The sequence below is a fragment of the Candidatus Binatia bacterium genome (assembly GCA_023150935.1).
In the GTDB taxonomy this organism is placed as follows: Bacteria; Desulfobacterota; Binatia; order HRBIN30; family HRBIN30; genus JAKLJW01.
Genome location: JAKLJW010000033.1, coordinates 38,942 through 62,166, shown reverse-complemented (window position 1 = coordinate 62,166; position 23,225 = coordinate 38,942). Strand labels below are relative to the sequence as shown.

Sequence of the window (23,225 nt, the reverse complement as noted above, 5' to 3'; positions counted from 1 at the left end):
CGCCAATCGCAACTCCGCGCTGCGTCCGTACCATGACGTCTCCCTGCTCGACGGCGAGCGGGAATCGTTCGACTTCATTCGCCGCCGGCCCGACCGACCGCGGGGGGACTCCAGTTCCCGGTGCAATCTCCGAGCAGCACGGCAAGGAAATCCTGACCGGTCAGGGTGGCGTCGAGAGGCTGGTACGCGAAGGCACCCGATTCACACACCCCGCCACCGACCCACGGGTACACGGCAACCGGCGCGCCCGGCGCGGTCGGGTCCGGAATGAAGAGCCAATCGCTGCCGCACAGGGTGCTCGCCGGGAGGGTCGGGATCGAACCCACGACGAGCTGCAGAATTCGCGACGCGTCGAGCGCGCTGACCGTTCCGTTTCCGGTCACGTCGCACGCCAGCGCCTGCTCCGGAGTGAAGGTTCGCGCCCCTACTACCGTCTGCAAGACATGGCTGGCATCGAGAGCGCTCACGCCATTGCCGCGACCGCCGAGTCTGGTTGGGCGGGTGACCCACGATCCGCTCTCGAGGTCTGTCACCGCGTACGTTCCCTCCTCATCGGTCGATGTGACGACCGTACCCGGCCCCGTAATGCCGACATCCACTCCCGGAACCGGACGATCGGCGCTGTAGTACCGTATCCGTCCGCTGAGGGCACGCGCCGGGGTCACCGTCGGCGTGTCCGTCGCCACCGGAATCGGGGTCGGGGTCGGCGTCGCCAGTAGGTCCGGAGTGTCGGTGACTCCCACAGGCGCCGTCGGCACCGGATCGAGAACGGTGAACTGCCCGTCCACGCCTTCGATCTCGATCGGTTGGGGGTCGACGCCCGAAGCCGCGGCGGCCAGATCGGACAGGCGCAAGGAGACCGAGGTTCCCGGCAGAAGATCGCTCGCGAGGACGAGGTCCAACTCGAGTATCGCACCCGTCCCGAGAGCGATCGCGCCGGTTCCGGTAACGTCCAGAATCAGCGCCTTGACGGTGCCATCGGCCTGCACGGCCGCGTCGGCGACTAGACCCGCGGTGCGTGCCGTGCGCCGCACCGCGCTTAACACGGTCAGCGGCGGCGTGGCGGTCAGGCGGAACTCGAGCGCTCGCACGGCGACGTCGTTATCGAGCTCCACCGAAATCGTCGCTGTTTGTCCGGATGCGGCGTCCGACCCCACGACCCGCAGCGCGACCGTCGCCGAACCCGGACGTGCGCACAGAGCAAGGCCCGCAACGACTGCAATCCCCACGCCCTTCCGGAAAGGAGTTCTCGACCTGAATCCCGAGCCGGCCCCCAACTGCCGGCCCCCAGCTTCCGCCCCCCGAGCGCTCCCGATGCCTGCAGGTGTCATCGTCCTCGACCTCCCACGGCGCCGGTCATCATGGGCACGGAGCGCACGTCGACAGCCGGCCAAGCATCATGTCGACGATGCGCAGGCAGTCCAGGACGCCGAGCTGACCGTCGCAGCGGGTATCGGCGAGCTCGACCTGCAACGGACTGGGAATCTGCCGCCCCATCACGAAGTCGATGCACGCAAACGTGTCGAACAGGTTGGTGAGCCCGTTCTGGTCGACGTCGCCGCGGCAGCCGCATGTCAGCCGGCCGTGACGGGTCGAGTGCGAGATCGGCTGATTGTTCCAGTCCGCGAGCGCACTGGACATGGGAACCAGCCACGTCGGTGCATTGAGCGAACACTGAGGCGAGTCATAGTCCAGATACAGCGTAACCACCTGGCCGCTCCCCGGGGTAATGCCGCTGTAACCGAACCCGAAGACAGCCAGCAGGATGTCGTTGCCTACCTGATTAGCGTCGCACACCAGCCCCGCGGCGCGGCCGACGGCCTCGCACACCGGTGCGCCACTCAGCCGTGCGCGGTCCGGGTTGTCGGCCAGAACGAGCTGCATCCCGCGAACGTCGACGTCGTTGCGCAGATCGATGGGGACCGCGATGCGCGTCTGGCCCGGCACGGCAGACACGTCGCCCACCTCGATATCGGCGGCGCCGTCGAGGACGACGGCACCGTCGACGTTGTTACACGCCGGGTTTCCAGCGGCCGGACCGCACACTCGCCCGCCCCACGAATTGCTGAGTATGACGCCGCTGACCGGCAGCGGGTAAACGAACCCGGCGGCATGAGCTCTGACCTCGACGTTACAGGCGAACAGCAGTGCACCGTCGGCAACGGGATCGACGTCCTCGCTCGAAAAGACTATCGCACGCACGCCGCTGCAGGTATCGCCGGTGCAGCCGGGGGGCTGGAACGTAAAGGTCGTCGAGCCCTTCTCGATGCCGGGATTGACGGCACAGTCGGGGCGGCCGTCGGTCTTACGCACGATGACGACGTCCGGCGAGCCGAAGGCGACGTCCATCTGCACGCCGGCCACGTGGTCGCCACAGGTCCGCACGGCTGCGCCCACCTCCACGTGGTGTCCCGGCTTCGTGTGCACGGTGCTCAGCGTCACGCCGCTGCAGCCCGGAATCGGCGGGGTCGTCGTCGGTGTCGTCGGTGGCTGCGTCGCAGTCGGTGGCGGTGTCGGAAGCGGCCCGCCGGCACCGACAACCACCGCACCGCTCGAATCGCCGGTACACGGCGGGTTGCCGGCCGCCGGACCGCAGACGCGGCCACCGGTGGGATTGGAGAGTATCGTCCCACTGACTGTCAGCGGATAATCGCCATCCGGCGCATCGACGGCCACCTGCACCTTGCAGGTGTATAGCAGCGATCCCTCCGGGATCGGCTCGACGTCTTCCGAACTGAATACGATGGCCCTGACCGTCGTGCAGGTCTCCGCGGTACAACTCGGCGGTTGGAACGCGAAGGTCGTGCTGGACTTGTCGATCTCCGGGTTCACCGAACAATCCGGTCTCCCGTTGCTTTTCCGGACCACGGTAACGTAACGGTTCTCCGCGGTGGCGAACGCGAGGTCGCTTTGCGTGCCGGCGACATCGCCGCCGCCCGTCGACAGGTAGGCGCCAAACACAACCTGCTGTCCAGCGGTGGTGTACACGCGGTCGACGCGCACACCGGGTCCGCCGGGAAAGATGGTCGCGGTCGGCGTAACATTCCTCGTTTGCGTCGGCGTCGGCGTCGCGCCTGTGACCGAAACCGCACCGGCCTGGTCACCGGTACAGGGCGGATCCCCGCTGCCGGGACCGCAGAGCCGCTGCCCCATGGGCGTTCCCAGTATGGTGCGGCTTAGCTGTACCGGGTAGACGCCCGTGGGCGTCGTCCCGGCGATCCGCACGCGACAACTGTAGAGGATCGAGCCATCGGGAATCGGCGCCGAGTACTGAGCGGAGAAGACGATAGCGCGGACCCCGGTGCAACCGGTAACACAGCCCGGCGGTAGGAACGAAAAAGTGGTATCCGGCTTGTTTATCTCGGGGTTGACCGAACAGTCGGGCCGGCCATCCAGTGCGGCGGCGACTGCGACATAATGGGGGCTGAAAGACCAGATGTCGTTCTGCGACCCGGCGACATCACCGCCGCCCGTCCGCAACCGGGAGTCGATCGTAACAACTTCTCCGGCAAGTCCGTACGCGGTCGACAACTGAACGCCAGGACCAACCGGCGTCGGCGTCGGAACAGGACCGAGCACCGTTACCGAGCCGCTCCGATCGTCGCTACACGGTGGATTACCGGCAGCCGGACCGCACACGCGTCCGCCGGTTGGATTGCTCAAGATCGTGCCGCTGATGGTCAGCGGGTACACGCCCCCCGGTGCATCGGGGGCGACCTGCACCTTGCAGGTGTACAACGCGGATCCGTCGGCGATGGGTTCGACGTCCTCGGACGAAAACACGATGGCGCGGACCGCGGTGCAGTTGTCGACCGTGCAGCTCGGCGGCTGGAAGGCAAAGGTGGTGCTGGTCTTGTTGATTTCGGGATTGACCGCGCAATCGGGCCGGCCGTTGGATTTGCGCACCACGGTCACCTTGCGGTTCTCCGCGGTGGCGAACGTGAAGTCGTTCAGCGTACCGGCCACGTCCCCGCCGCCCGTCCTCAGTGTCGCCACGATCTGCACCTGCTGGCCCGCTGTGGTCACGACGTCGCCGAGCTGAATGCCCTGCCCCAGGGCGATAGCAGGCACTGCCACAATGCCGAGTGAGGCGGCGCCGATCCAGAAATCCAGGGCACGCTTGGCTCGCGCCCCCCCGTGTCGCTTCATGACACCCCCATGGCGGGCCTGCGGAGAGTCACAGGCGGTCCGCTCTTGCCACACAGGTCAGGTGGCTGTCAAGCACGCCGCGCAACTGCCAGGGCCAGGGCACAGTCAGCGACGGATAGTTTCAACGGTAAGGCACATACCCCGGGAACGCGGGCCGCTGCCCGCAACCCGACGGTGGCACCGACCCGTTCGCACCGAGCAGGCCTGTCTCCTCAGTGGCCGTATAGAGGCCTGCACTGCGCTACTGTCGCCGGATTTCGGCACGGGACACACAGAAGTTCAGATGGTGAGGGCGAGGCTGCCGCCGAGCCGTCCTCGGATCGTCGCGGCTCGGCAGGAGCCTCGCCCTCCCGATCTGATTTCTTCGCGCCGCACGCGTGATTCCCATACCCGACGATCCGATCGGTGCATTGCGAGGATCGGGCAAGAAGGGAGCGGTACGTCGTCTTCTCGCCGATCGGGGGCGCGACCGCCGCGGTGCGGTGGGCCGTGCTGGTGCACAAGGACCCTGAATTCCGGCGCCTGTCGCACATTGCCCAGGAAGAGCTGCGACGCCGATGTCTCTCGACATACGCGAGACCCGTCGCTACCGTCCGTCCCATGACCGTCGCGCCGCTTCGCATCGGGGATCTCGTCATCGACCCGCCGGTGATTGCGGCGCCGATGGCCGGGTTTACCGACTTCATCTTCCGCGGCATCGTGCGCGACTTCGGCGGTTGCGGTCTACTGTTTACCGAAATGATCGCCGCCACCGAGTGGGTGGCAAGCGACACCGTACCGTGGCGCCTGCAAGGCGTCGCCGGCGAACCCCGTCCGCTCGGCGTACAGATCTGGGGGCGCGAGCCGGACCAGATCGAGGAAACGGCGCGGCGCGTTGCCGCACTGGGCGTGTCGGTCATCGACCTCAACTTCGGCTGTCCGAAGCGCCGTATCATGCGCAAACACGCCGCCGGCGCCACGCTGCTGCGCGACCCCGCCACGGTCGGCCGGCTCGTCGCCGCGGCGCTCCGCGGAGCCGGCTCGATCCCGGTGACCGCCAAGATGCGCCTCGGCACATCGACGCTTCGGCCGGCAGCCCCCGATGTGGCCCGCAGCGCCGTCGCCAACGGCGCCCGCGCCGTTACCGTCCACGGCCGCGCTGCCGACCAGCACTACGGGTTTCCCTGCCGGCTCGACGCCATCGCCGAAGTCGTACGCGCCGTCGATGTACCGGTGATCGCCAACGGCGACATCCACGACGGTCCGTCGGCGTTGCGAGCCCTGGCCGAGACCGGAGCCGCCGGCGTGATGGTCGCGCGGGGAGCGCTGACCCGCCCGTGGGTCTTCCGCGAAATCGCCGCCGCGCTGCGCGGCGAGCCGACGCCTCCAGCTCCGACGGTCGACGACCAACGCCGCCTCCTGCTCGCCCATCACGAAGCGATGGTCCGCCAGCAGGGCGACCGGTTCGGTACGATTCTCATGCGTAAGTTCGCAGTTCGCTACCTCCACGGACTCCCCGGTTCGCGGCCGTTCCGCGAGGCGATCACCCGCACCGAGAACGCCTCCGAGTTCCGCACCGTCATCGAGCGCATGATGCCCGGCAGTCTCGCGCCGCGGTAACCTGCCCGCGGTGGGCGACCCCGACTACCGGCCGGCACGCGGCTCGAAAACGACCAGCGCGAGCGGCAAGCCCTCGCCGAAACCCTCGGCACTCGCCAGAGCGACGTGCACCCGCCCGACAACGTTCGTGTTGGCGGCAAGCACGGCGCCGCGCGCCGCCGCTGTCCTGCGGACGCCTACGACCTCGAGATCCCGAGCATCGAACGCCAACTCGGCCTCGATCGCGTAGGGGGTCGGTAGGACATCCACTCGCGCCTGCCGGAGAGATGGGTGTCCAGCACCTCACTTCGCCCCGTACCCGTACTCAGCGAAGCGGTACACGTACTCGTACCCGGATCCGGACTGAGGGCACGCAGCGATGAAGTTGGACCACGAGCGATTGGACGTCTACGGGGAAGCGGCCGTGAACGGGTACGTGAACGAGTACGAGTACGGAGGAGAGGGCGGCTCGGCGGCGCCCGCGGATGGAGTGCCCGACCAGTTACGGCGCGCGCCGAATCGGGCCTCCCGGACCCGCGACTCAGAGCAGCCGGACGAATTCCTGCCACGGCCGCGCCGACACGCCCGGCGCCGCCGTGCGGATCGGGGTGGGCTGCTGCGGGGGTAGATGCACCAGGTGGAGTTCGACGGGCGTCTTCGGGCGCTGCTTCCGCAGTGCGGCGGCCAGCCGTTGCATGGGCGCGGCATCCGACGGGGTGACGGTGTGTCCGGCCTTGCACTCGATCAAGCGCACCGCGCCGCCGCGACCCGGCACGAGGAAATCGACCTCCAACCCCTGCTCGTCGCGAAAATGGTAGATCTCCCGCCGGCCGCCGGCGTGGGTCTGCGCTTTCACAATTTCCGCCGCGATGAAGCCCTCGAACAACACACCACGGAACGGCGACCGCGCCAGCTCGGCGGCCGACTCGATGCCGAGTAAGTGACAGGCAAGCCCGGAGTCGGCGAGATACACCTTGGGCGACTTGATCAGTCGCTTGCCGAGGTTCTCGTAGAACGGCGGCACGATCAGGATCTGCGCCGTCGTTTCCAAAACGCCGAGCCACTGCGTGATCGTCGGCACACTCACGCCCAACGGGGCGCCGAGATCGGTCTTGTTGAGCACCTGCCCGTGCCGGCTTGCCAGCAATGCCAAGAAACGGCGAAAGGTCGCGAGATCTTTGACCGCGGTGACCGCCCGCACGTCGCGCTCCAGGTACGTCTGTAGATAGGAGCTGAACCACAGCCGCGCCCCGGCGGGCCGCGCCACCACCTCGGGGTAGCCGCCCCGGAGGAGCGACACCTTCGGCGTTTCACGGGTCGAGAACGGCAGCAACTGTAATACGGCCGCGCGCCCGGCCATGGATTCGGTGACGCCGTGCATCAGCGGCGCCTCTTGCGAGCCGGTGAGGATCCACTGGCCCGTCCGCCGCGGCTGGCGGTCGATGCGTGCGCGCACCAACGCAAACACCTCCGGGACATTCTGCACCTCGTCCAGGATGACCGGCGGCCGGACGGCGTCGAGCAACCCGTGCGGGTCGGCACGCACGCGGGCGACCAGGTCCGGGTCCTCCAGCAACAGATAGCTGGCCCGCGGGAACAGATGCCGGAGCACCCACGTCTTCCCGGCGCGGCGCGGCCCGGTCAGGACGACCGCCGGGAATTTCCGGATGGCCCGGCCGAGGTGCGCCTCCAACTCGCGGTTGACGTATCTCATAAATGAGATTTCTAAAGTAGAACTTTAGACTTCTCAAGTGGAGAAATGCACGACCACGGCGCGGCGGGCGGGCGATGGAGCCGGCCTCGAGACAAATGCTGGACACCCACCGACCCACACCCGCCGACGCGGCACGCGACATTCCCTTCTCTCCATCGACGTCTCGCCGAGAGCGTGCGGGAACCCGTCATCACCTCGAATACGCTGGCGCTAGAGCCCGACGTACAACGACACCGCACCGGCAGGGTCCGTCCAGAACGGCGGCCCGTCCGCCTCTGGTCGCCCACGATTCGCGCCCCCATCCGGTGGATGTCCAACGTTTCCCACGCCAACGTTTCCCACGTCACCCCGATACTTCACTGGAATCTCCGCAGGCGTCGTTGTAAGGGCACCCAATGCAAACGGTGACTTGCCGGCAGTGCGGGACGACCCTCGATGAGGCCCACCAGGACTGGGATCGAGCCCTGAAGACCGGGGCGTGCCCGGGCTGCGGCGCCCTCTTCGACCAGGCGCGCGAACAGCAGGCCCAGACGATTGCCCACAATCCCACGCTCCGTGCGAAGACGAATCGCGTTCGGCTCGTCGCCCTGCTCGTCGGGGCGGTGCTGCTCGTTGCCGCAGCGCTGGCCGGGAACCTCTGGATCATGGTTCTGGCCGTCATCGAACTCGCCTTCGCCGCGCTCTACCGCCCCGCCGACGCCGCCCGGCAAAGCCTCCACCGCAAGACCGACCTCGATCGATTCGCCGGTCGATAACCGTCAACCATTCGGTGGCTCCCCGATCTCGCGTTACGCACCCGCCGGAACCGGACACCTGACCCTCGCCCTGCGCATCAGGCCACCGCCATCCCACCTGCCCCGGAGGTTTATCCGTGCCCGCCCTTCTCACCGTTCTCCTCTTCGTCCTCGGCGCTGCCATATTCAGCGCCGTCGCGTCGGCAATCGTGCCCGGAACCGTGGTGCCCTGCTTGACTCGGGAATCGTACTGCCTGTCCGCCGAACATCTAGGAACCCTTGCCACACTCTCCCTCCGGATCGCAGTTTTAGTCGGTGCCTTCATCCTCGTCCGGAAAACGATTACGCGAACCCGCAAGCGCCCCGCCAACGTCGCATTCGCGGAAGGCGCACCATCGGCTGCCCCGGGTGGCGCCAGCGGGCCCCTCGCGTGCAAACGACCGCCACATTTTCCCAACCCCTTGCCACGCGAGGGGGTACACGTACACCTGCGGGCCACGTTCGGCGGCATCGAAGGCATTCCGTGGGTGGCGTTCGCCTGGAACACCTTCAATCCCCTCCTGGTCCTGTACGAGGACGAGGTCGAAGTCCGCCTTTTCCGCAAGCGGCGCCGGCCGTATCGCGCCATTGTCGCGGCCGACGCACGTCACCTCCTGAAACGCACGAACAACATCGTGCTCCTGTGGGACGACGCCGTCCTGCCGCTCGCCGCCAACGTCATCTCGCTGCCCGTCGGTGACCGGCGTCGATACGAAGCGCTATGCGATATCGTGCAGTTCCTCGGCTCGAAAGGCGTGCCGCTGACTTCGGGCGCGCAGCGCCTTCTCGCCCCTGGCCGAAACGTTCCCGACTAACGCTGGCCCTCCGGACCCCAATCCTCGCCCGGCAGATCCGGAAAGCGCACCTGACACGACCCCGGATCGAGATTCTCGATGCGCGCTCGCCCGGCGGCATCGAGCACCCCGTCTTCGATCCGGCCGTCCGGCAGCACGATCCGATATTGTACCCCCGGGTTGCGGGGTGCACCGTCCGTATCCACGAGATCACTCTCCACGAAGGTCCGCTCCGCTTCCTCCCCCGGCACCGGCTCGCCTTCTGCATCTTCATCCCCTTCTTGCCCATCGCTCCCCTCTTCCGTCTCCCCCCTCGCCGCCTCCCGACACGGCACCACGTCCCCTTCCTTACCGCTTTCCACCGAACGCCGATGTGGCTGTCCACCGAACAGCGGTTAAGCCGGCTCGCATCGGTTCGGATGCCGGCGGTAGAGTGCAGGCATGGACCTGCTGCTGCATCCGCCTGAGGCTCCCGAGCAGCATCGGCCGGCCGCGCGCGGTCGCCTCAGCACCGTCGGTCACGCGGCCGCGTTCCGGGCCTTCGCGCGTGTCGTCAGGGATGCCGGAATCCGCTTCATGGTGATCGGTGGCACGTTCCGTGACGTGGCCATCCGGGCGGCGAGTACCCGTGACATCGACGTCGTCCTGATCGATTGCGGCGAGCTCCCGCGTGCGGCCATGCTGCGCGCCGGGTTTCGCGCCGCGCCCGGTTCCCGGCACGCCTGGCGCTATCGAGGCGCGGGACGCTCCAGCGTCGATCTGAAAGTGGCCGCAATCGCATCCTCGACGGAGGCCGCGGGTCCTTTCTCCGTAGCCTATCAGCATAGCCGGCGAGCGCGCATCGAAGGCGTTACGGTCCGCGTCCCGCAGATCGACGACTTCGTCATCCTGAAATTGCTGGCCGCCGCCGCCGACATTCGGCGTCACCATCGCGACCTCGCCGACGTCCACGCGGCGCTCGCCACGGCTCCCGACGCCGCCAGGACCGGGGCGCTCTCCGTCTCCCGGCTCCGCGCGCGCCTTCGCGAGCTGTACGGCATCGGCGGCAGTCAGTTGAAGGACCTCGTCGCCCTCCTGCGTCTGGCACGACGCGGGCTGCCGTAGTTCGGGTGGTAGGCACGTTGTGGGATGCGGTTGTTGCCGGTGTCCGCACGTTCAGTACGCCGGGGGAGGGGACCTGGTCGCGGACGCCCGGATGATGTGGGGCGCGGTGCCCGCCCGGCTTTGGCCGCTGTCGGCTTGCGGCGATGAGCGGAGTGGAGGAATAAAGGGCCATGGGCGTTGCGCCACACCACGTCGCCGACACGCCGGCGATCGTACGCGAACTAGCCCGGCGCTTGCGCGAGTACGTGCGCGGCGCGGCCTTCGATGTCATCCTCTACGGCTCCTACGCGCGAGGAACCCCCGATGCCGAATCCGACATCGATATCCTCATTCGCTACGACGGTGACGACGCGGACTCCGCGGTCGAGGACGCGGCGTTGCGCATTGCCTGCGACCTGATGTTTCGCCTCAGCTGAAACGTGACTCCAAGCCGGCTGTGCTAAACACGACCACAGCCATTCTCATGATAACGATATCGCCGCTGTAGAGTCCGCGGGCTTGCCAGAGAACCCGGTCATCCGCTGTCCGACTAACCACGCAATCAACCCACAAGTCGCCGGTTGGTGGCCACGCCATCGAATTGCGCGGACGTGCTCAGCCGGTCGCAGGGGTGGGAACGTCTGAGTATGGGGATTATGGTAAATGGGCGTTTGCACCGGCTATCCGCTTTCGGCCACCACTGCTCCCGCTACCCCTCTCGATTCCAGTCCTCGCCCGGCAGATCCGGAAAGCTCACCTGACACGTCCCATGGTCGAGATCCTCGATGCGCGCCCGTCCCGCGGCATCGAGCGCACCTTCTTCGATCCGGCCGTCCGGCAGCACGATCCGATACCGTACCCCCGGCAGCGGCGTGCCGTCGGTATCCACCAGCTCGATCTCCACGAACGTCCGCTCCGCTTCCTCCCCCGGCACCGGCTCACCTTCTGCGCCGTCCTCCCCTTCCTCCCCTTCCTCACCTTCTTCCCCCCCATCGCCCCCCTCTTCCGTCTCCTCTCCGGCCGCCTCCCGGCCGCACTCCTCGGCAAACGGCAACCCCTCCTCCGCCGCCGCTTCGAGCACCGCCGCCTGGGACGGAGAGATGCTGTCCTCCGGCTCCGTCTCCACCGGCCGCAACTCACGTTCCGCCCCCGCCAGCCCGGCATCCTGCGCCGCCGCCTCGGCTTCCTCCGGCGTGGCCCCGCGCGCCAGCGCCGCCCGCCGTGCCGCCGCGGCGCACTTCTCGCAAAACGGCCGCCCCTGCCGAGCCGCCTCGCGCAACGCCGCCGCCTGCGGCGACACCGTCTTCGCCGGCGGCATCTTTGCCTTCTCGCCCGGCCTGGCTACGTCCGCCTCCTTCGGAGCCTTCGGCGGATCCGGCGATGCTCCCGACCCCGTGCCCGCCGCGCCGCCGCTGTTGATCAGGATCGGCGTCCCCGAGATCGCTACCCCCGCCGGCCCGACCACCACGAACCCCCCGCCGGCCTTTAAAGTCACCGTCAGGCCGCCTTCGATCACCACGTTCATGCCGGCCTTCAGGTGAATCTCCATGCCGGCATCGACGGCCGCCTTCATCCCGACCTTCTCGTCGAGATCCATGCCGATCTTCTGCGACGCCGAACCGTCGATCTGTTCGTTGCGATCGCCGCGCACCCGCAGATGCTTGTCGCCCTTGACCGACTCGCGCTGCTCCTTCTCGACGATCAAGTGCCGGTCCCGACCCACCCACTCGAGCGCGTCTTTCTTAACCCGCACGTCCTGCTGGCGCTCGGCATGCACGAAGAGCTGCTCCTTGCCCTTCTTGTCCTCGAAGCGGAGTTCGTTGAATCCCCCGCCGCCCTTCGAACTGTAGCTCTTGAGCGCGCTTCTGGTCTGCTCTGCAGGCAGCCCGTACGGCGGCATGTGCTCCGCATTGTACGCCCGCCCAACCACGATCGGCCGGTCCGGATCGCCCTCGATGAACTTGACTACGACCTCCTGCCCGATGCGCGGCAGCCACACCGCCCCCCAGCGCTTGCCCGCCCACTCCTGAGCGACACGGAGCCAACACGAACTCTTCTCGTCGTACTTTCCCTCCCGGTCCCAGTGAAACTGCACCTTCACCCGCCCAAACCGGTCGGTGTGGATCTCTTCGCCCTTCGGCCCGACGACGATCGCCGTCTGCGATCCCGCCACCACCGGACGCGGCGTCACCAGCGGCGGTCGAAACGCCACCTTGAACGGAATTGCCTTGAACGCGTTGACGTAACTCTCCGCCACTTCCACCGCCCCGGTACGGTAGGCGCTGCCCACGGAAGCGTCGTGCGTCACCTCGGTCAACAGATAGGGTATGTTCGCATCGCGCCGATCGTGGCCCTGCAGCTCGAACCTGCATCCGCCGGCGAAGGCACGGCACGAACCGCCGCCGCCGAGCACCGTACGCGCGGCGTCCTCCGCCTGGATGCGCAGGCGCACCAGCCGGTCACCCTCGCCTCTCTGCGCATACTCGCCCGGGTAGTCGTAGACCTCGTAGCCGCTCGCCAATGCCTGCGTACTGCTCACGCTCGCCAGCAGACTCGTGGTTGGCGTCTCGAAGTTGAAATCGCCGAGCGCATACTTGCCCGTGCGGAGCACGTGCTCGATACGGACTTCTCTCACCACGTCGTCGTCGTGCATCAGCCCGGTGGTGGCGCAACGTGCCGAAGACTGCCCCGGGCAGACCGGAAACGCGCCCGGCTCGTCGGCCATCACCAGCGTGTGCTTCTCCTCGCCGTGCTCGAAGAAGTAAGCAATCCCGTACTGCTCCATCAGCCGCGAGACGAAGTTGAAGTCGGTCTCGCGGTACTGCACGCAGTAGTCGCGAGGCGCGTAGCTCCCCCGGAGTTGCAGGCGGTAGTCCTTGAAGCCGGCCTCCTTGAAGATGTGCTCGACGATCTCGGGAACGGTCTTCTCCTGAAAGATGCGGCAGCCGCTCTTGCGCGTCAGCAGCCAGAGCCACGGCACGACCTCCATGCGGTAGGCCGTCAGACGCTGGTCGGTCTCCGCGAGCACGAACCGGCTGACGATGCCGCTGATGGGTCGATGGGTTCCGTCTTGCAGCCGGAGACGAACCAGCACCCTTTGACCGAGCAGATCGTCCGCCCGCAAGTTCTCCTTCTCGGACAGCAGATCGAGCTCGAACCGGAAGGGGCGAGAGATCGCCTCGACCCCGCGCATCCGATCGAGCAGCAGGGCGTCCTTGCCCAGCGGGGTGTCGATGGCAATCAGCCGATCGTCCTGCGTGTAGGCCATCCCCCAACCATTTCGCCCACCTCGTGGGCGACCGTCACCAGACGTCCCTGCTCCACCGCGAAGTCGAGCGCGCGGGTCACGTCCTCGTCCTCGACGACGAACCGCAGCACCGGACCGAAGACCGTGGTCAGCTCGAGGCCCACGCAGGTGGGCAAGTACACCCGCAACACTCGCGGGTCGTAGTAGCGGAAGTAAAGCCGCTTACCGCGCTCGTCCTGCACGATCAGGAAGCGGCGGAAATGACGGCGCAGCGTCTCGATGTCGCTGTGCGCTTGCAAGAAGATTCCCCAACTATCGCCCCAGGCCTGCTCCATCAGCCATTCGGTGAAGGGCGCCATCTGCGCCAGTTGCACCAGATAGGGCGCGGCAGCCAGCACGCGCGGATCGAGCTGGCCGCGGTACAGGCAGCAATACTCGCCTTCGAACTCCTGCAGCGCCCCGTATATGCTCCGCCGGCGTGCGCCGTCGAGGATCGCGAACACCGACGGCGCCCCGGCGGCGCCCGGCACCGGCCACAGCAGATCGCGCACCTTTCGCACCTCGGCGGGAGACATCGGCGGTACGGCCTCACGGGACAGAGAACGCCACGACTCAACACCACCGGACCGGATTGTCAACACGCCAACGCGGTTTGACTGCGCCGGAACGGGGTGGTAGCCACGGTACGATTGCCGATATCGGCAGACGACCTCGCGGGCGCCCGGATCATGTTGGTTATTCGCGAGCAGCAGATGCAGGTCTTACGCGCCGCGCGGCAGCGCGCGTTCGAGCAATCCACCGTCGAGCACGTTCGCCGCCGGTTCCCGGCCGCGTGCGCCGCACTCGGCGACACCGCCACGCATGACCAGGTCCACACGGCCGTGCAACGCGCCCTCGATCACGGGATGACGTCCCCGGCCGATGTCCGCGGCTATGTGGATCTGACCTTCCTCCTCGGACCCGACTTCGACCGCAGCGGCCGGTATTCGTGGGCCGAGGAACTCCTTGCCGACCACCGTTTTGCGCCCGAGGTGAAGATCGGGCTGCTGACCCAGTTGGCCGCGCAACGCGCCGGAGCGGCACCGCCGGCCGACGCGACGGCGCCCGTACCCGACGCCGCGGACGCGCCGCCCGAGCCGCTGCCCTTCGACGGCCTCGAGCTGGCGGAAGAACCGCCGGCGGCCGATCCAAACCTTCTCGAGCCTTACGACGGCGACCTGCCGCCCGATCCGGAGGAGGAGCCGCTGCCACCGCTACCGGAGTACGCTCGATGCGACCCGCATTTCCGAGGGCTCCCCTGATGCGCTGCCGTCCGCCGGCAGTCGGGCCTCCGCGCACATGAGTAACGGAGGCGGCGGACCACCGCCGCTGCCGGCGGGAGGCGGCGGAGCCGGCGTCGGCGGCGCGGCCGCGGCCTGCAAGTGGGAAATCTTCGTCACCGTGCACAGCCAGGAGCGCTTCTGGCCCGGCAAGGACTTTGCCGTCAAACTGCACCAGCTCAAAGACGACGGCTCCCTCGGCGCCGTTGCGTACAGCCAGAACGTCACCATGGTGGCCAAGGACTCCCCGCGCATGAAGTTCTGCGACGAGGGCACGAAAACGTTCGGCACCACCGCCACCGTCGACACCATCGCCGACGAAGCGGACTGGGTGCTCGCCGCAAGCGCGACTTCGAAGAACCCCCTGCCCAACAAGTACTTCCGGGTCGGCGTACGCAACGGCAACATGGGAAAGCGCGCCAAGAAAGTGAACCTGTACGTCCGTCACCCGTTGCTCGTACACCTGCAGCTCACGTTCAAGGACCCCGAGGGCCGTGTCCTGACGTTCCCGAAGGACTTCCCGGTGCAGGTTTATCACACGAAGAAAGTGGCTCAGCACCTGACCGACGCCGACGGCAAGCTCAGTTTCGAGGTGCCGCGCAAGTACGACTGGATCACGCTCAAGTTCGGCGCCGGCAAGACCCTGGTTTCGAACGGTGACGGCGCCACCACAGCGACCGAGTTGAAACGCTGGGACGATCGCAAGGCCCTGATGAACGCGCAGGCGAAGTTCTTCGCGCCCCCGAACCAGTTCGCCCTCGCCGAGTCTGTCTGGGACTTCAGCGAGGAGCCGAAGTACATCGACAAGGCGGCGGCCTACAAGAAGAACGAAGGCAAGATCTACCTCTTCGACCCGCCGACCAGGAACTGGGTGCGTCGCATCGGGGAGAAGGCTGCACCGGTCGTCCTGACGCTCGATCCCCACTGGCAGTTCGTGCGCTTCGAGTACTTCGACCGCTACTACGGCCACAGCGACCACGGCCACGAGAAGGTCAACACGCCGCCGGTGTTGATCGAGGGGTTCCATGGCACGGGGAAGAAGCTGGATCGCGAAGGCGCCGGGCACTGGACGGTGAAGCCGGACAAACACGCAGAGAGCGCCCACGCCGTGCCGTGGATCCGTCAGAAGGACGGCGCCGGCGCCGCTGTCCCGAAGCCGACGAAGAACTGCCTGCTGACGTTCGAAACTGCTCCCGGCACGTTCGTGTTTTCCTCGGCGCCGGACGCGCGCGAGATCCAGGTCTTGAACAAAGCGCACAAGGCCGATGCGGATCGGCTCCGTCCTTCGGCGGAGCGGCTCAAGCTCTACGACCTGCCGGCGCGCTGGAAGTCGGCGAAGTATTTCGCCCGGTTCAAGGCCGGTGCGGGCTACACGGGCAACTTCTACGAAGACTGGGCCGACGCCGATCACGGCAAGAGCCGGGCCCTGGCCACGCCGATGGTCTTCTCGCTCGACGACATCGTGCTGACCAACGCCGCGAACCAACCGCTCGCGCTCGCCAAGAACGAGAAGATCTCGATCTTCTACCATCGCTTCAAACCGGCCTACAACGAAGTTCCCAACGTCACCCCCGAGGGCGTCTACAAGCCCGACGCCGCGGAACCCTACTACAGCTCGATCGCGCTGCAGGGGGCCGACTTCAACTACCTCACCGAGTACCCGAACTGGGTGCGCCTGATCGCCGGCATGACCGCGCTGTTCGACGCCTTCGATCAGCGCACGAAGTCCGGCGTCCACGGCGCGAGGGCGGCGGTGCGCTGGTACAATCCGCGCGCCTCCGGCACGGCGGCCGGGAAGAACATCGGCGCACCGGGACCGGTGGTGAAGCCGTTCTTCGCCCTGCAACCCTACGCCGGACAGTGGAACCCGACGTTCGTTGCACAGTACAAGGGACCCAACACCGCCGCCCTGCGCGACGGCCGCTACGACGTCGCCGTGGTCCGCTGTTGCGACCGTGATGGCGCCAAGGAGCTTCTCCTCGACATAAACTACTCGCGGCTACGCTACACGTTCCCCGCCGGCACGACCGTCGCACCCGGGGCACAGAAGGCCTGGGCGGTCACGTCGGTGCGCTCTCTACTCGATCGCTGGAACGGCCTCGACGCGGGGGCGCCGGGCCGGTGCGAGCTGGTACCGGTGGATCCGGCACAGGATACGCGTGGCGAGATCGTCTTCTTCTTGCACCCGGCGGCCGCGGACCGGGACGCTCACTTCCGCATGAGCGTGTACAACATCATCGCCCTCGGACAGCGCGCCTTCATGGCCGCCAACGACGGCACCGGGGAGCTGGACGACAGCAACAACACCCCCGACGGCGCCAGCTCCGTAAACTCCTTCACCTTCGCTCACGAGTTCGGCCACGGCACCGGACTGCCCGACGAGTACGGCGAGTGGTGGAACAACTGCTCCCACAACGGGCCGGGCATCCTTTGCAACATCCCGGGCGATCCGTTTGTCGACGAGGGCCGCGACTTCGATCTCACCGGCAGCATCTACGCAAAGGGGGCCGCACCCGCGGCACCGGGTACGGAACCATTTCCGATGATGACCGCTGAGGTCGAGCTGCGGAACCGGTACTTCTGGCATACCGCCGAACTCACCCGGAAGCACACGGGTATTCCATGGCTCGTAAAGCTCGGCGCCCACGCGGACTACACGGTCCCGGGCCACAAGAAGTACCCGAAGCGTGCTTACACCTACTGGCCCGCCAACGCGGCGCTCGATCACACGCCGGGCACACGCGGGAAGATGGACGTCTACCTGCACACCGCCGGCAAGGAGGAATTCACCGTCAAGCTCCTGCCTGCACAGTACGGCGTTGCCGGGCCGTTCGACGGCATCCTGAGCGTCGTCGTCAAGATCCGCATGGACGTCGTCGGCACCATCGCCGCCGGATACCCGGCAGGAGGCGGCGTTACGCCTGTCGAGCAGGTGCGAAACGACATTCGCAACGCCTTTCTCGTCTACAACGGCAAGCACTACGCCCTCGGTGACGTCGGCGTTCAGACAGACGGCGGAAAGAAGGCCGTCACGCTGAACAAGTGCATGCTCCGGCTTTCGCCGCGGTTCCTGATCTCCAATGCCGACCCGGCACTGCTGTCCCCGACATTCACGAAGGCGAACTACGATGCGCGCTTCAACAACCTGAAGTCGTCTGTCGGCACGCACTTCACTATCAATGTGAAGGACGTCCCCGGCGGCGGCGCCTCCGGATACCAGAAGGCGAACAAGCGCACGCTCGACCTGGTCATCGATCTCGCCGGCGATCCGAAGGCTGCCAACACGCTGCAGGCCGCAGCGAACCGGAGCTTCTCCGAGATGCTCGGCATCCCGTTCGATCCGGCGAAGCCGGTGTTGAAGGCGGCGGACTTCAAGGGGATTGCCCAGAAGGTCTTCGCGAAAAATGGGGACGTTAAGTAGGGCAGCACGATGGTCGCTGGCGGCGTCACTGTTCTTTTCACCGTGCATATCGGCAGCGCAGCGTCCACGCCCGGCGCCACCGGCCGTCGTGCCGCGGGGATCCGAGGAGGCGGGCGTGACTGACATCCTGCGCCAGAAAAACCTCGGCGTTCCGCAGCCGGAACCGTACGCGGCGCAGCCCCTGGCCGACAGCGGCGCCGCGGCGCGCGCTCCCCACACCGCGCCGGAAGCCGACGCTTACGTGCGCTTCCTCGCCTCGCCGGCTCTGAACGCGCGCCTGCCCGGACGACTCGACGCCGGCAAGTGGGCGGTGCGCTGGCGCTACATCGCCGATCCGCCGGCGCCGACCGTGGCCGTGCTGCGCGCCGGCGACCGCGTCCTCGTCCACGCGGGCGGCGCATGGGTGCTTCTGAACCGCGATGGTGTCCGGATCGCCCGCGGCGCCTCCGGACGCGGCGCGCTGTTCATCGATTCAGGCTCGGCGACCTTCTACGCTTTGACCCCCGCCAGTGCACTCGAAGCGCGGCAGTTGTCGGACGGCGACCTGCGCTTCCAGAACGCCCTGCCCTACAGCGAGAGCTTCGCCTGGCCCTTGATCGTCGCCGATGCGGTGCGGCTCGTGGCCATGGCCAATCAGTTGCCCATGATGTCGCACCAGTTGCGGCGACCGGACACGTCGGTGGTGCAGTTGATCGAACTCGGGTCTCCGCTCGTAGTCGACGAGTTCAAGCTGCTCCAGTCGCTCACCCGGTTCGAAGCGCTGCAGATCCGCGACCCCGAACTGCGCTTTGCGGCTGCAGGCGACCTCATCGCCGCCGCAGGGCGCAACCTGCTCCTCTTCCTCTCGACGAACCTCGAACTCAAAGCCGCTTACATCGCGGAGTTCCAGCCCGTGCTTATGTCGATGGACGAAGCGGGCTGGGTGTACCCGATCGTCCAAACCGCCGATGGCCGCGCTCTCTGGGTGGTAACGCCGGAAGGCAAACGCGTTCTCCGGATCGCGCTTCCCGGCGACGCCGGTAACCTCGTGCAGCCGCCCGTGGTCGGCTACGACCACCGCATCTATCTCCTCACGAAGGAAGCTGTCACAGTCTACTCGCCCACCGGAGAACTGCTCTGGCGCACGCCAGTGCCCGGCGGCATCGTCGGCGGCGGCATTACGCTCAATGGAATGCTGCTCGTCACCGCCGGCGCCGCCATCTCCGCGCTCGACCCCGCCGGCAAGCTCGAGCGGCTGTACCGGCTCGACGGCGAGTCGATCACGACGCCACCCGTGTACACGGCACATCGCGAAATCCTCGTGGGCACGACGCGCGGCGTCGTGGCGTTAGCGCCGTCGTCGTAAGCGGCGTGCGATTCGGAGCCGTGGCACCGGCCCACACTCCCTCGCCAAAGTCGCGAGCACCGCCTTAGTGAACCACGGGTGACGGAGGACGGCGCTTGCTCACCGGGCCAGGGGACACACGACGCGGAAACCCTCGCGACTGGCTGCGTCGTTGAGACGGTCGTCGAGGCCAACGAAGTCGAGTGTCCCAGGTTCGCGCTCAGCGGCGATTATGGCGGCGGCTAGTTGCAGACCGTCGGCAGCGCGCAGCGGATGAACGCGAAGCAGTCGACAGGCAGTGCTGCGTACGGGCTCCGAGGGCAGCACTTCTTGCCAGCCAACCGCGAGATCTCGCAGGCGATCGAGGGCACGCGTAGCGTCGTTTGCGGAGAGCGCGCCCTCCCGTTCACGGCGCGCCACCGCCGAGGTGCATTCAACCGTAGAACCCCACCACGCGACGATCTCAGGATCCTGTTCGAAAAGCTCCAACAACTCGTCGCGAAGCGGTTCCGCAACCACCAGGGGCACGAGCGCCGATGCGTCCCAGAACCTCATCGCCCTTCCCGGCGCTCCTCGATCACGGCCGCGACCACACTCTGCGTGGGCGCAGGAGCCGTCGCCCGCAACCTCTCGACACTAATCGGCTGGCGGGCCCGTCTGATCAACCCGGCGCGTTCCAGTCGTAAGAGGCGGTCGGAGCCCGCTTCGGCGGCAGTCACGCGTTCGATTCGCGCCACCGGCTGACTGCGATCGAACACGAGCACGGTCTGCCCGGCGCGCACCTTCTTAAGGTACGCGCTCAGGCGGTTCTTCAACTCAGAAATTGTAGCCTTCTCCATGTGGCCAGAATAGCGTGCTCATCATCGCCCGCCAAGGCCAACATGACATCATCGAAAATCAGCGGGGTCCTCATGTTTGCGGATGCCTCCTTGCGCCGTGGACCGGGCGGGATGCAGGTCTCCCCGTCCGCCAGATCGGAATACACCCGATCACAGCTGGACGAGCCGCTGCAGCCGCCGCGCTTGCCACTCGCGCTCGTTCTCAGATCTCTGCGTGCTCAGCGTCAGGATGTGCTGTTGCTTTTCGAGCAGGCGCTGGCGGAAGAGGCCCGTCCGGTCGGCCACCAGGCCAGCGGCGATCGCCGCCAGCGCAGTATCCAACTCGCCGATCTGCGCAAACGTGTATGCGAGGTTGAGGCACGTACGCGCGTCGTCGGCCTCGATCCGCCGCGCTTCGAGATAGGCTTCGTGCGCCTCGGCGAACCGCTCCAGAGCGAACAGTGCATCGCCGAGCACGTTCCACAGCCATACGCTGTACCACGGGTTCATCGCCAGCGCGGCATGTGCAAGGCGCAGGCCCGACTCGTAATCGCCCACCTGCCGGATCGTGAACTCAGCCACCTCGCCAACGAGCTGCCAGTCGCGCGGCCGCAACTCCAGAGCACGGTCGAAGGCCTCCCGCGCCTTGTCGGCGCGCCCCGCCCCTGCGTGCTGCCGCGCCTCCTCCTCGCACTCCTCGATGGCTCGGTGCGTCCCGCCGTGAAAGATCTCGACGAACGCCGCTCGCGTCTCGGGCGCCGTGCGGCGCATCAGGAGCCGCGGGTGGACCGGCAACAAGTCGTCTCGCTCCGGCGTTACCACGGTCGTCCCCCGTGCCGTGAAGTGGTGCTCGAGCAAGGGGAAGTTCACGCCGATCGCCGCCGTTGCCCCGAACCGCTGCGTGCCGGCCTGCGCCGGCACCTGCTCCATCGTGATCGCTCCGTAGTCGTTGACCAGGACAAAGCCGGCCTCGTCAAGCAGTTCCAGGGTGCGTTCGAGGAGCATGAAGGCGCCATCGTTGACGACAATGCGCTCGAGCGCGTGACCGAAAGCGATCGCCTCCTCCGCGTACGGCCGCCGTCCGTTGACGGTACGGAACTCGGATTCGAACTCCAACACCGGCGCGAGTGGTACCAGTCGCTCCAGATCGCCGGGATCGCCCGACCCTGCCATGGCGCGGATCTGCTCGATGCCGAGCGTGGTGTACTGGGCGACGCGCGCGCCGTCGGCGAGGTGCGTGCGCACGTACTGCTCTTCCGGCCCGCCCGCCCCTTTGCGCACCACCGAGCCGGGCAGGGAATCGAGAAGGTAGTTGACGAACACCGCGCGCAGCGGGACATCCGACGCCAGGACCCGGGCCGGCTCCCGCGCGTCGCCGACCACCGGCACGACGTTCGAATGACCCTCGAACAACCCCGCCGCCCGCCACCGATCGACGGTGGCCGGGGAGCAGTCGGACACGTAGCACACCAGTCGTGTATGAAAGTCCTTGCCGCGTTGCTCGCACAGGCGAGCGAACTCATCTAGCAGGTAGCGCGCAAACAGGCCGGTGCCGGCGCCGAGATCGGCGACGGCGAAGCGCTCCCGCGGCGGACACTCCTGACAGTTGGCGAACAGCAGCGCTGCGGCCCGCGCCGAAAGAGTCCCGCTGTTGTTGACCGTGTACGGAACCTCGTTGCGCAGAAAGCCACGCACGCCGGTGGCACGCCAGTGGCTCTCGGACAGCGTCCACTCGAGGCTCTCGCACAGCGGCCGGAACTCCTGCACGACGCGCGGCAAGACGCGCACGTTGCGCAGCACCTCGCGGGCGTCCGGCGCCTGCTCGGGAGGAATACCAACTTTCGTGAAGATCTCAGCCGCATGGCCGGAAAGCGTGTTCGCGTTACCCATGATTAGAACCCCCGATAGACGTGACACGTGAATGGCTCCAATGCCAGTCAATTAAGGCGAATGTGCCGGCGGGCGCCCTTCGATACGGCCGCTGAAGAGACGCGGCCTACTCAGGGCGAACGGTTCGATCCCCCGGAAGAGCAAGGCGTTATTCCGCTCACCCTGAGTAGGCGCCGTCCTCTCAGGCGCCGTATCGAAGGGCGCCCACTGGCCATGACGGTCCCTAACTGACCGCCATAAGCGACCGGATCAGGTTCATGCTGGGACTCTTGGCCTTCTCTTTAGTGCTATCCGTGGTACGGAATCCATTTCGGTTATGGCATGCCCCCCATGGACATGCGGATGGTTCACCCATGGTGTCACCAGGTTTCTGAAGATCTTTCAAGCCCGAAGAGCCCGCGAGGTAGCAGGGAACACCCCTGATCTACCAGGCACGGCAGCAAGAATTTCGGATTGCGGATTTCGGATTGCGGATTGGGGCGCGACACCTTCCGCAATCGGTATTCCACAATGAGTTGCGGGTGCAGCCCGCGCTGCGTACCCCGCCACGGCAACACCACCCCGCCCCGCAGGGAGAGGTCAGGTGAGGGGGTGCACCGGGCAGACCCGGGCCTGGGCCGGATCACTCGGTGATCCAGTCGACGGCAGGCTCGACCCCGGGCAACCAGCCGATGGGGAAAAGGGGGACAGGCTGCTTTTCCCCGCACAAAGTGTTGATTTCACGCGGCTCGCCTGCCGCTAATCCAGCCTGTCCCCTTTTCGCGGGCGGCCTAAGCAGAACGATCAGGCCGGTGGCTGGAGCGGCAAAGACGGGCGGAGTTCCCGGAGCGGGAAACCGGCACGACTCGATTTGACGATCCACGTCGCCCGCCCGTACACTGGGTTCCAAAACCTTAGCAGGAGCAGATGTCTATGGGACGCGAATCAGTTCGCGCGCGGGTGAAACGGGGGCGCCTGGAACCGCTCGAGCCACTCGATCTTCCCGAAGGACGGGAGGTGACCTTGACGATCGTCGACGACGAGCCAACCGAGGGCGATGTTGAAGCTTCCCTGAGAGCTGCCGGCGGATGGAAGGGCACGGGGAGCACCCGTCGCCTCGTCCGAGACATCTACCG

18 protein-coding genes are annotated in these 23,225 nt (G+C 66.9%); 8 read left to right on the top strand and 10 right to left on the bottom strand.

Annotated elements, in window-relative coordinates; genetic code table 11:
- Positions 1-74 precede the first annotated feature (74 nt).
- Entirely contained in the window at positions 75-1,229 is a 1,155-nt protein-coding gene (locus L6Q96_17375) for a dockerin type I domain-containing protein (protein MCK6556329.1), read from the bottom strand.
- Positions 1,230-1,359: 130 nt separating this feature from the next.
- On the bottom strand, positions 1,360-4,149 hold the full coding sequence (locus L6Q96_17370; GenBank protein ID MCK6556328.1) for a hypothetical protein: 2,790 nt from the start codon (positions 4,147-4,149) through the stop codon (positions 1,360-1,362).
- Between the two features lie 405 nt (positions 4,150-4,554).
- Here L6Q96_17370 and L6Q96_17365 point away from each other — a divergent pair, with 405 nt between their 5' ends.
- Positions 4,555-5,748: a tRNA-dihydrouridine synthase gene (locus L6Q96_17365; protein MCK6556327.1), complete on the top strand. Its 1,194-nt coding sequence runs from the start codon at positions 4,555-4,557 to the stop codon at positions 5,746-5,748.
- Between the two features lie 24 nt (positions 5,749-5,772).
- Here the strand turns inward: L6Q96_17365 and L6Q96_17360 are convergent, their stop codons facing one another.
- Both L6Q96_17360 and L6Q96_17355 read right to left on the bottom strand, forming a co-directional pair.
- On the bottom strand, positions 5,773-5,997 hold the full coding sequence (locus L6Q96_17360) for a hypothetical protein (GenBank protein ID MCK6556326.1): 225 nt from the start codon (positions 5,995-5,997) through the stop codon (positions 5,773-5,775).
- 271 nt (positions 5,998-6,268) lie between these two features.
- Positions 6,269-7,441: an ATP-binding protein gene (locus L6Q96_17355; GenBank protein ID MCK6556325.1), complete on the bottom strand. Its 1,173-nt coding sequence runs from the start codon at positions 7,439-7,441 to the stop codon at positions 6,269-6,271.
- 395 nt (positions 7,442-7,836) lie between these two features.
- Here L6Q96_17355 and L6Q96_17350 point away from each other — a divergent pair, with 395 nt between their 5' ends.
- Positions 7,837-8,196 (top strand): hypothetical protein, encoded by a 360-nt coding sequence (locus tag L6Q96_17350; protein ID MCK6556324.1) that lies wholly within the window; start codon positions 7,837-7,839, stop codon positions 8,194-8,196.
- Positions 8,197-8,636: 440 nt separating this feature from the next.
- Entirely contained in the window at positions 8,637-9,029 is a 393-nt protein-coding gene (locus L6Q96_17345) for a hypothetical protein (GenBank protein MCK6556323.1), read from the top strand.
- Here L6Q96_17345 and L6Q96_17340 read toward each other — a convergent pair.
- Complete coding sequence (locus tag L6Q96_17340; GenBank protein MCK6556322.1) at positions 9,026-9,346, bottom strand: hypothetical protein; 321 nt, start codon at positions 9,344-9,346, stop codon at positions 9,026-9,028. The genes L6Q96_17345 and L6Q96_17340 overlap by 4 nt on opposite strands.
- Positions 9,347-9,449: 103 nt before the next feature.
- On the opposite strand from L6Q96_17340, the gene L6Q96_17335 reads away from it, so the two are divergent.
- On the top strand, positions 9,450-10,112 hold the full coding sequence (locus tag L6Q96_17335; protein MCK6556321.1) for a hypothetical protein: 663 nt from the start codon (positions 9,450-9,452) through the stop codon (positions 10,110-10,112).
- Positions 10,113-10,282: 170 nt separating this feature from the next.
- Positions 10,283-10,528 (top strand): nucleotidyltransferase domain-containing protein, encoded by a 246-nt coding sequence (locus L6Q96_17330; protein ID MCK6556320.1) that lies wholly within the window; start codon positions 10,283-10,285, stop codon positions 10,526-10,528.
- Between the two features lie 272 nt (positions 10,529-10,800).
- On the opposite strand, the gene vgrG is transcribed toward L6Q96_17330, so the two are convergent.
- The gene (gene vgrG, locus L6Q96_17325) at positions 10,801-13,359 is read right to left on the bottom strand and encodes a type VI secretion system tip protein VgrG (protein MCK6556319.1); all 2,559 of its coding nucleotides are present in this window, start codon (positions 13,357-13,359) and stop codon (positions 10,801-10,803) included.
- A complete protein-coding gene (locus tag L6Q96_17320; protein MCK6556318.1) occupies positions 13,332-13,889 on the bottom strand; it encodes a DUF4123 domain-containing protein in 558 nt (185 codons plus the stop codon). Before L6Q96_17320 ends, vgrG begins: the two co-directional genes overlap by 28 nt.
- A gap of 177 nt (positions 13,890-14,066) precedes the next feature.
- Here L6Q96_17320 and L6Q96_17315 point away from each other — a divergent pair, with 177 nt between their 5' ends.
- From L6Q96_17315 to L6Q96_17305, 3 genes are all read left to right on the top strand, one after another.
- Entirely contained in the window at positions 14,067-14,639 is a 573-nt protein-coding gene (locus tag L6Q96_17315) for a hypothetical protein (protein MCK6556317.1), read from the top strand.
- Positions 14,640-14,676: 37 nt separating this feature from the next.
- Complete coding sequence (locus L6Q96_17310; GenBank protein MCK6556316.1) at positions 14,677-18,078, top strand: hypothetical protein; 3,402 nt, start codon at positions 14,677-14,679, stop codon at positions 18,076-18,078.
- Between the two features lie 115 nt (positions 18,079-18,193).
- Positions 18,194-19,423: a hypothetical protein gene (locus L6Q96_17305; protein MCK6556315.1), complete on the top strand. Its 1,230-nt coding sequence runs from the start codon at positions 18,194-18,196 to the stop codon at positions 19,421-19,423.
- Positions 19,424-19,522: 99 nt separating this feature from the next.
- Here L6Q96_17305 and L6Q96_17300 read toward each other — a convergent pair whose 3' ends face one another.
- From L6Q96_17300 to L6Q96_17290, 3 genes are all read right to left on the bottom strand, one after another.
- Positions 19,523-19,957, bottom strand: coding sequence for a type II toxin-antitoxin system VapC family toxin (locus L6Q96_17300; protein MCK6556314.1), 435 nt, complete (start codon positions 19,955-19,957; stop codon positions 19,523-19,525).
- Positions 19,954-20,241 (bottom strand): type II toxin-antitoxin system prevent-host-death family antitoxin, encoded by a 288-nt coding sequence (locus L6Q96_17295; GenBank protein MCK6556313.1) that lies wholly within the window; start codon positions 20,239-20,241, stop codon positions 19,954-19,956. Before L6Q96_17295 ends, L6Q96_17300 begins: the two co-directional genes overlap by 4 nt.
- 150 nt (positions 20,242-20,391) lie before the next feature.
- Entirely contained in the window at positions 20,392-22,110 is a 1,719-nt protein-coding gene (locus L6Q96_17290) for a tetratricopeptide repeat protein (protein MCK6556312.1), read from the bottom strand.
- Between the last annotated feature and the right edge of the window lie 1,115 nt (positions 22,111-23,225).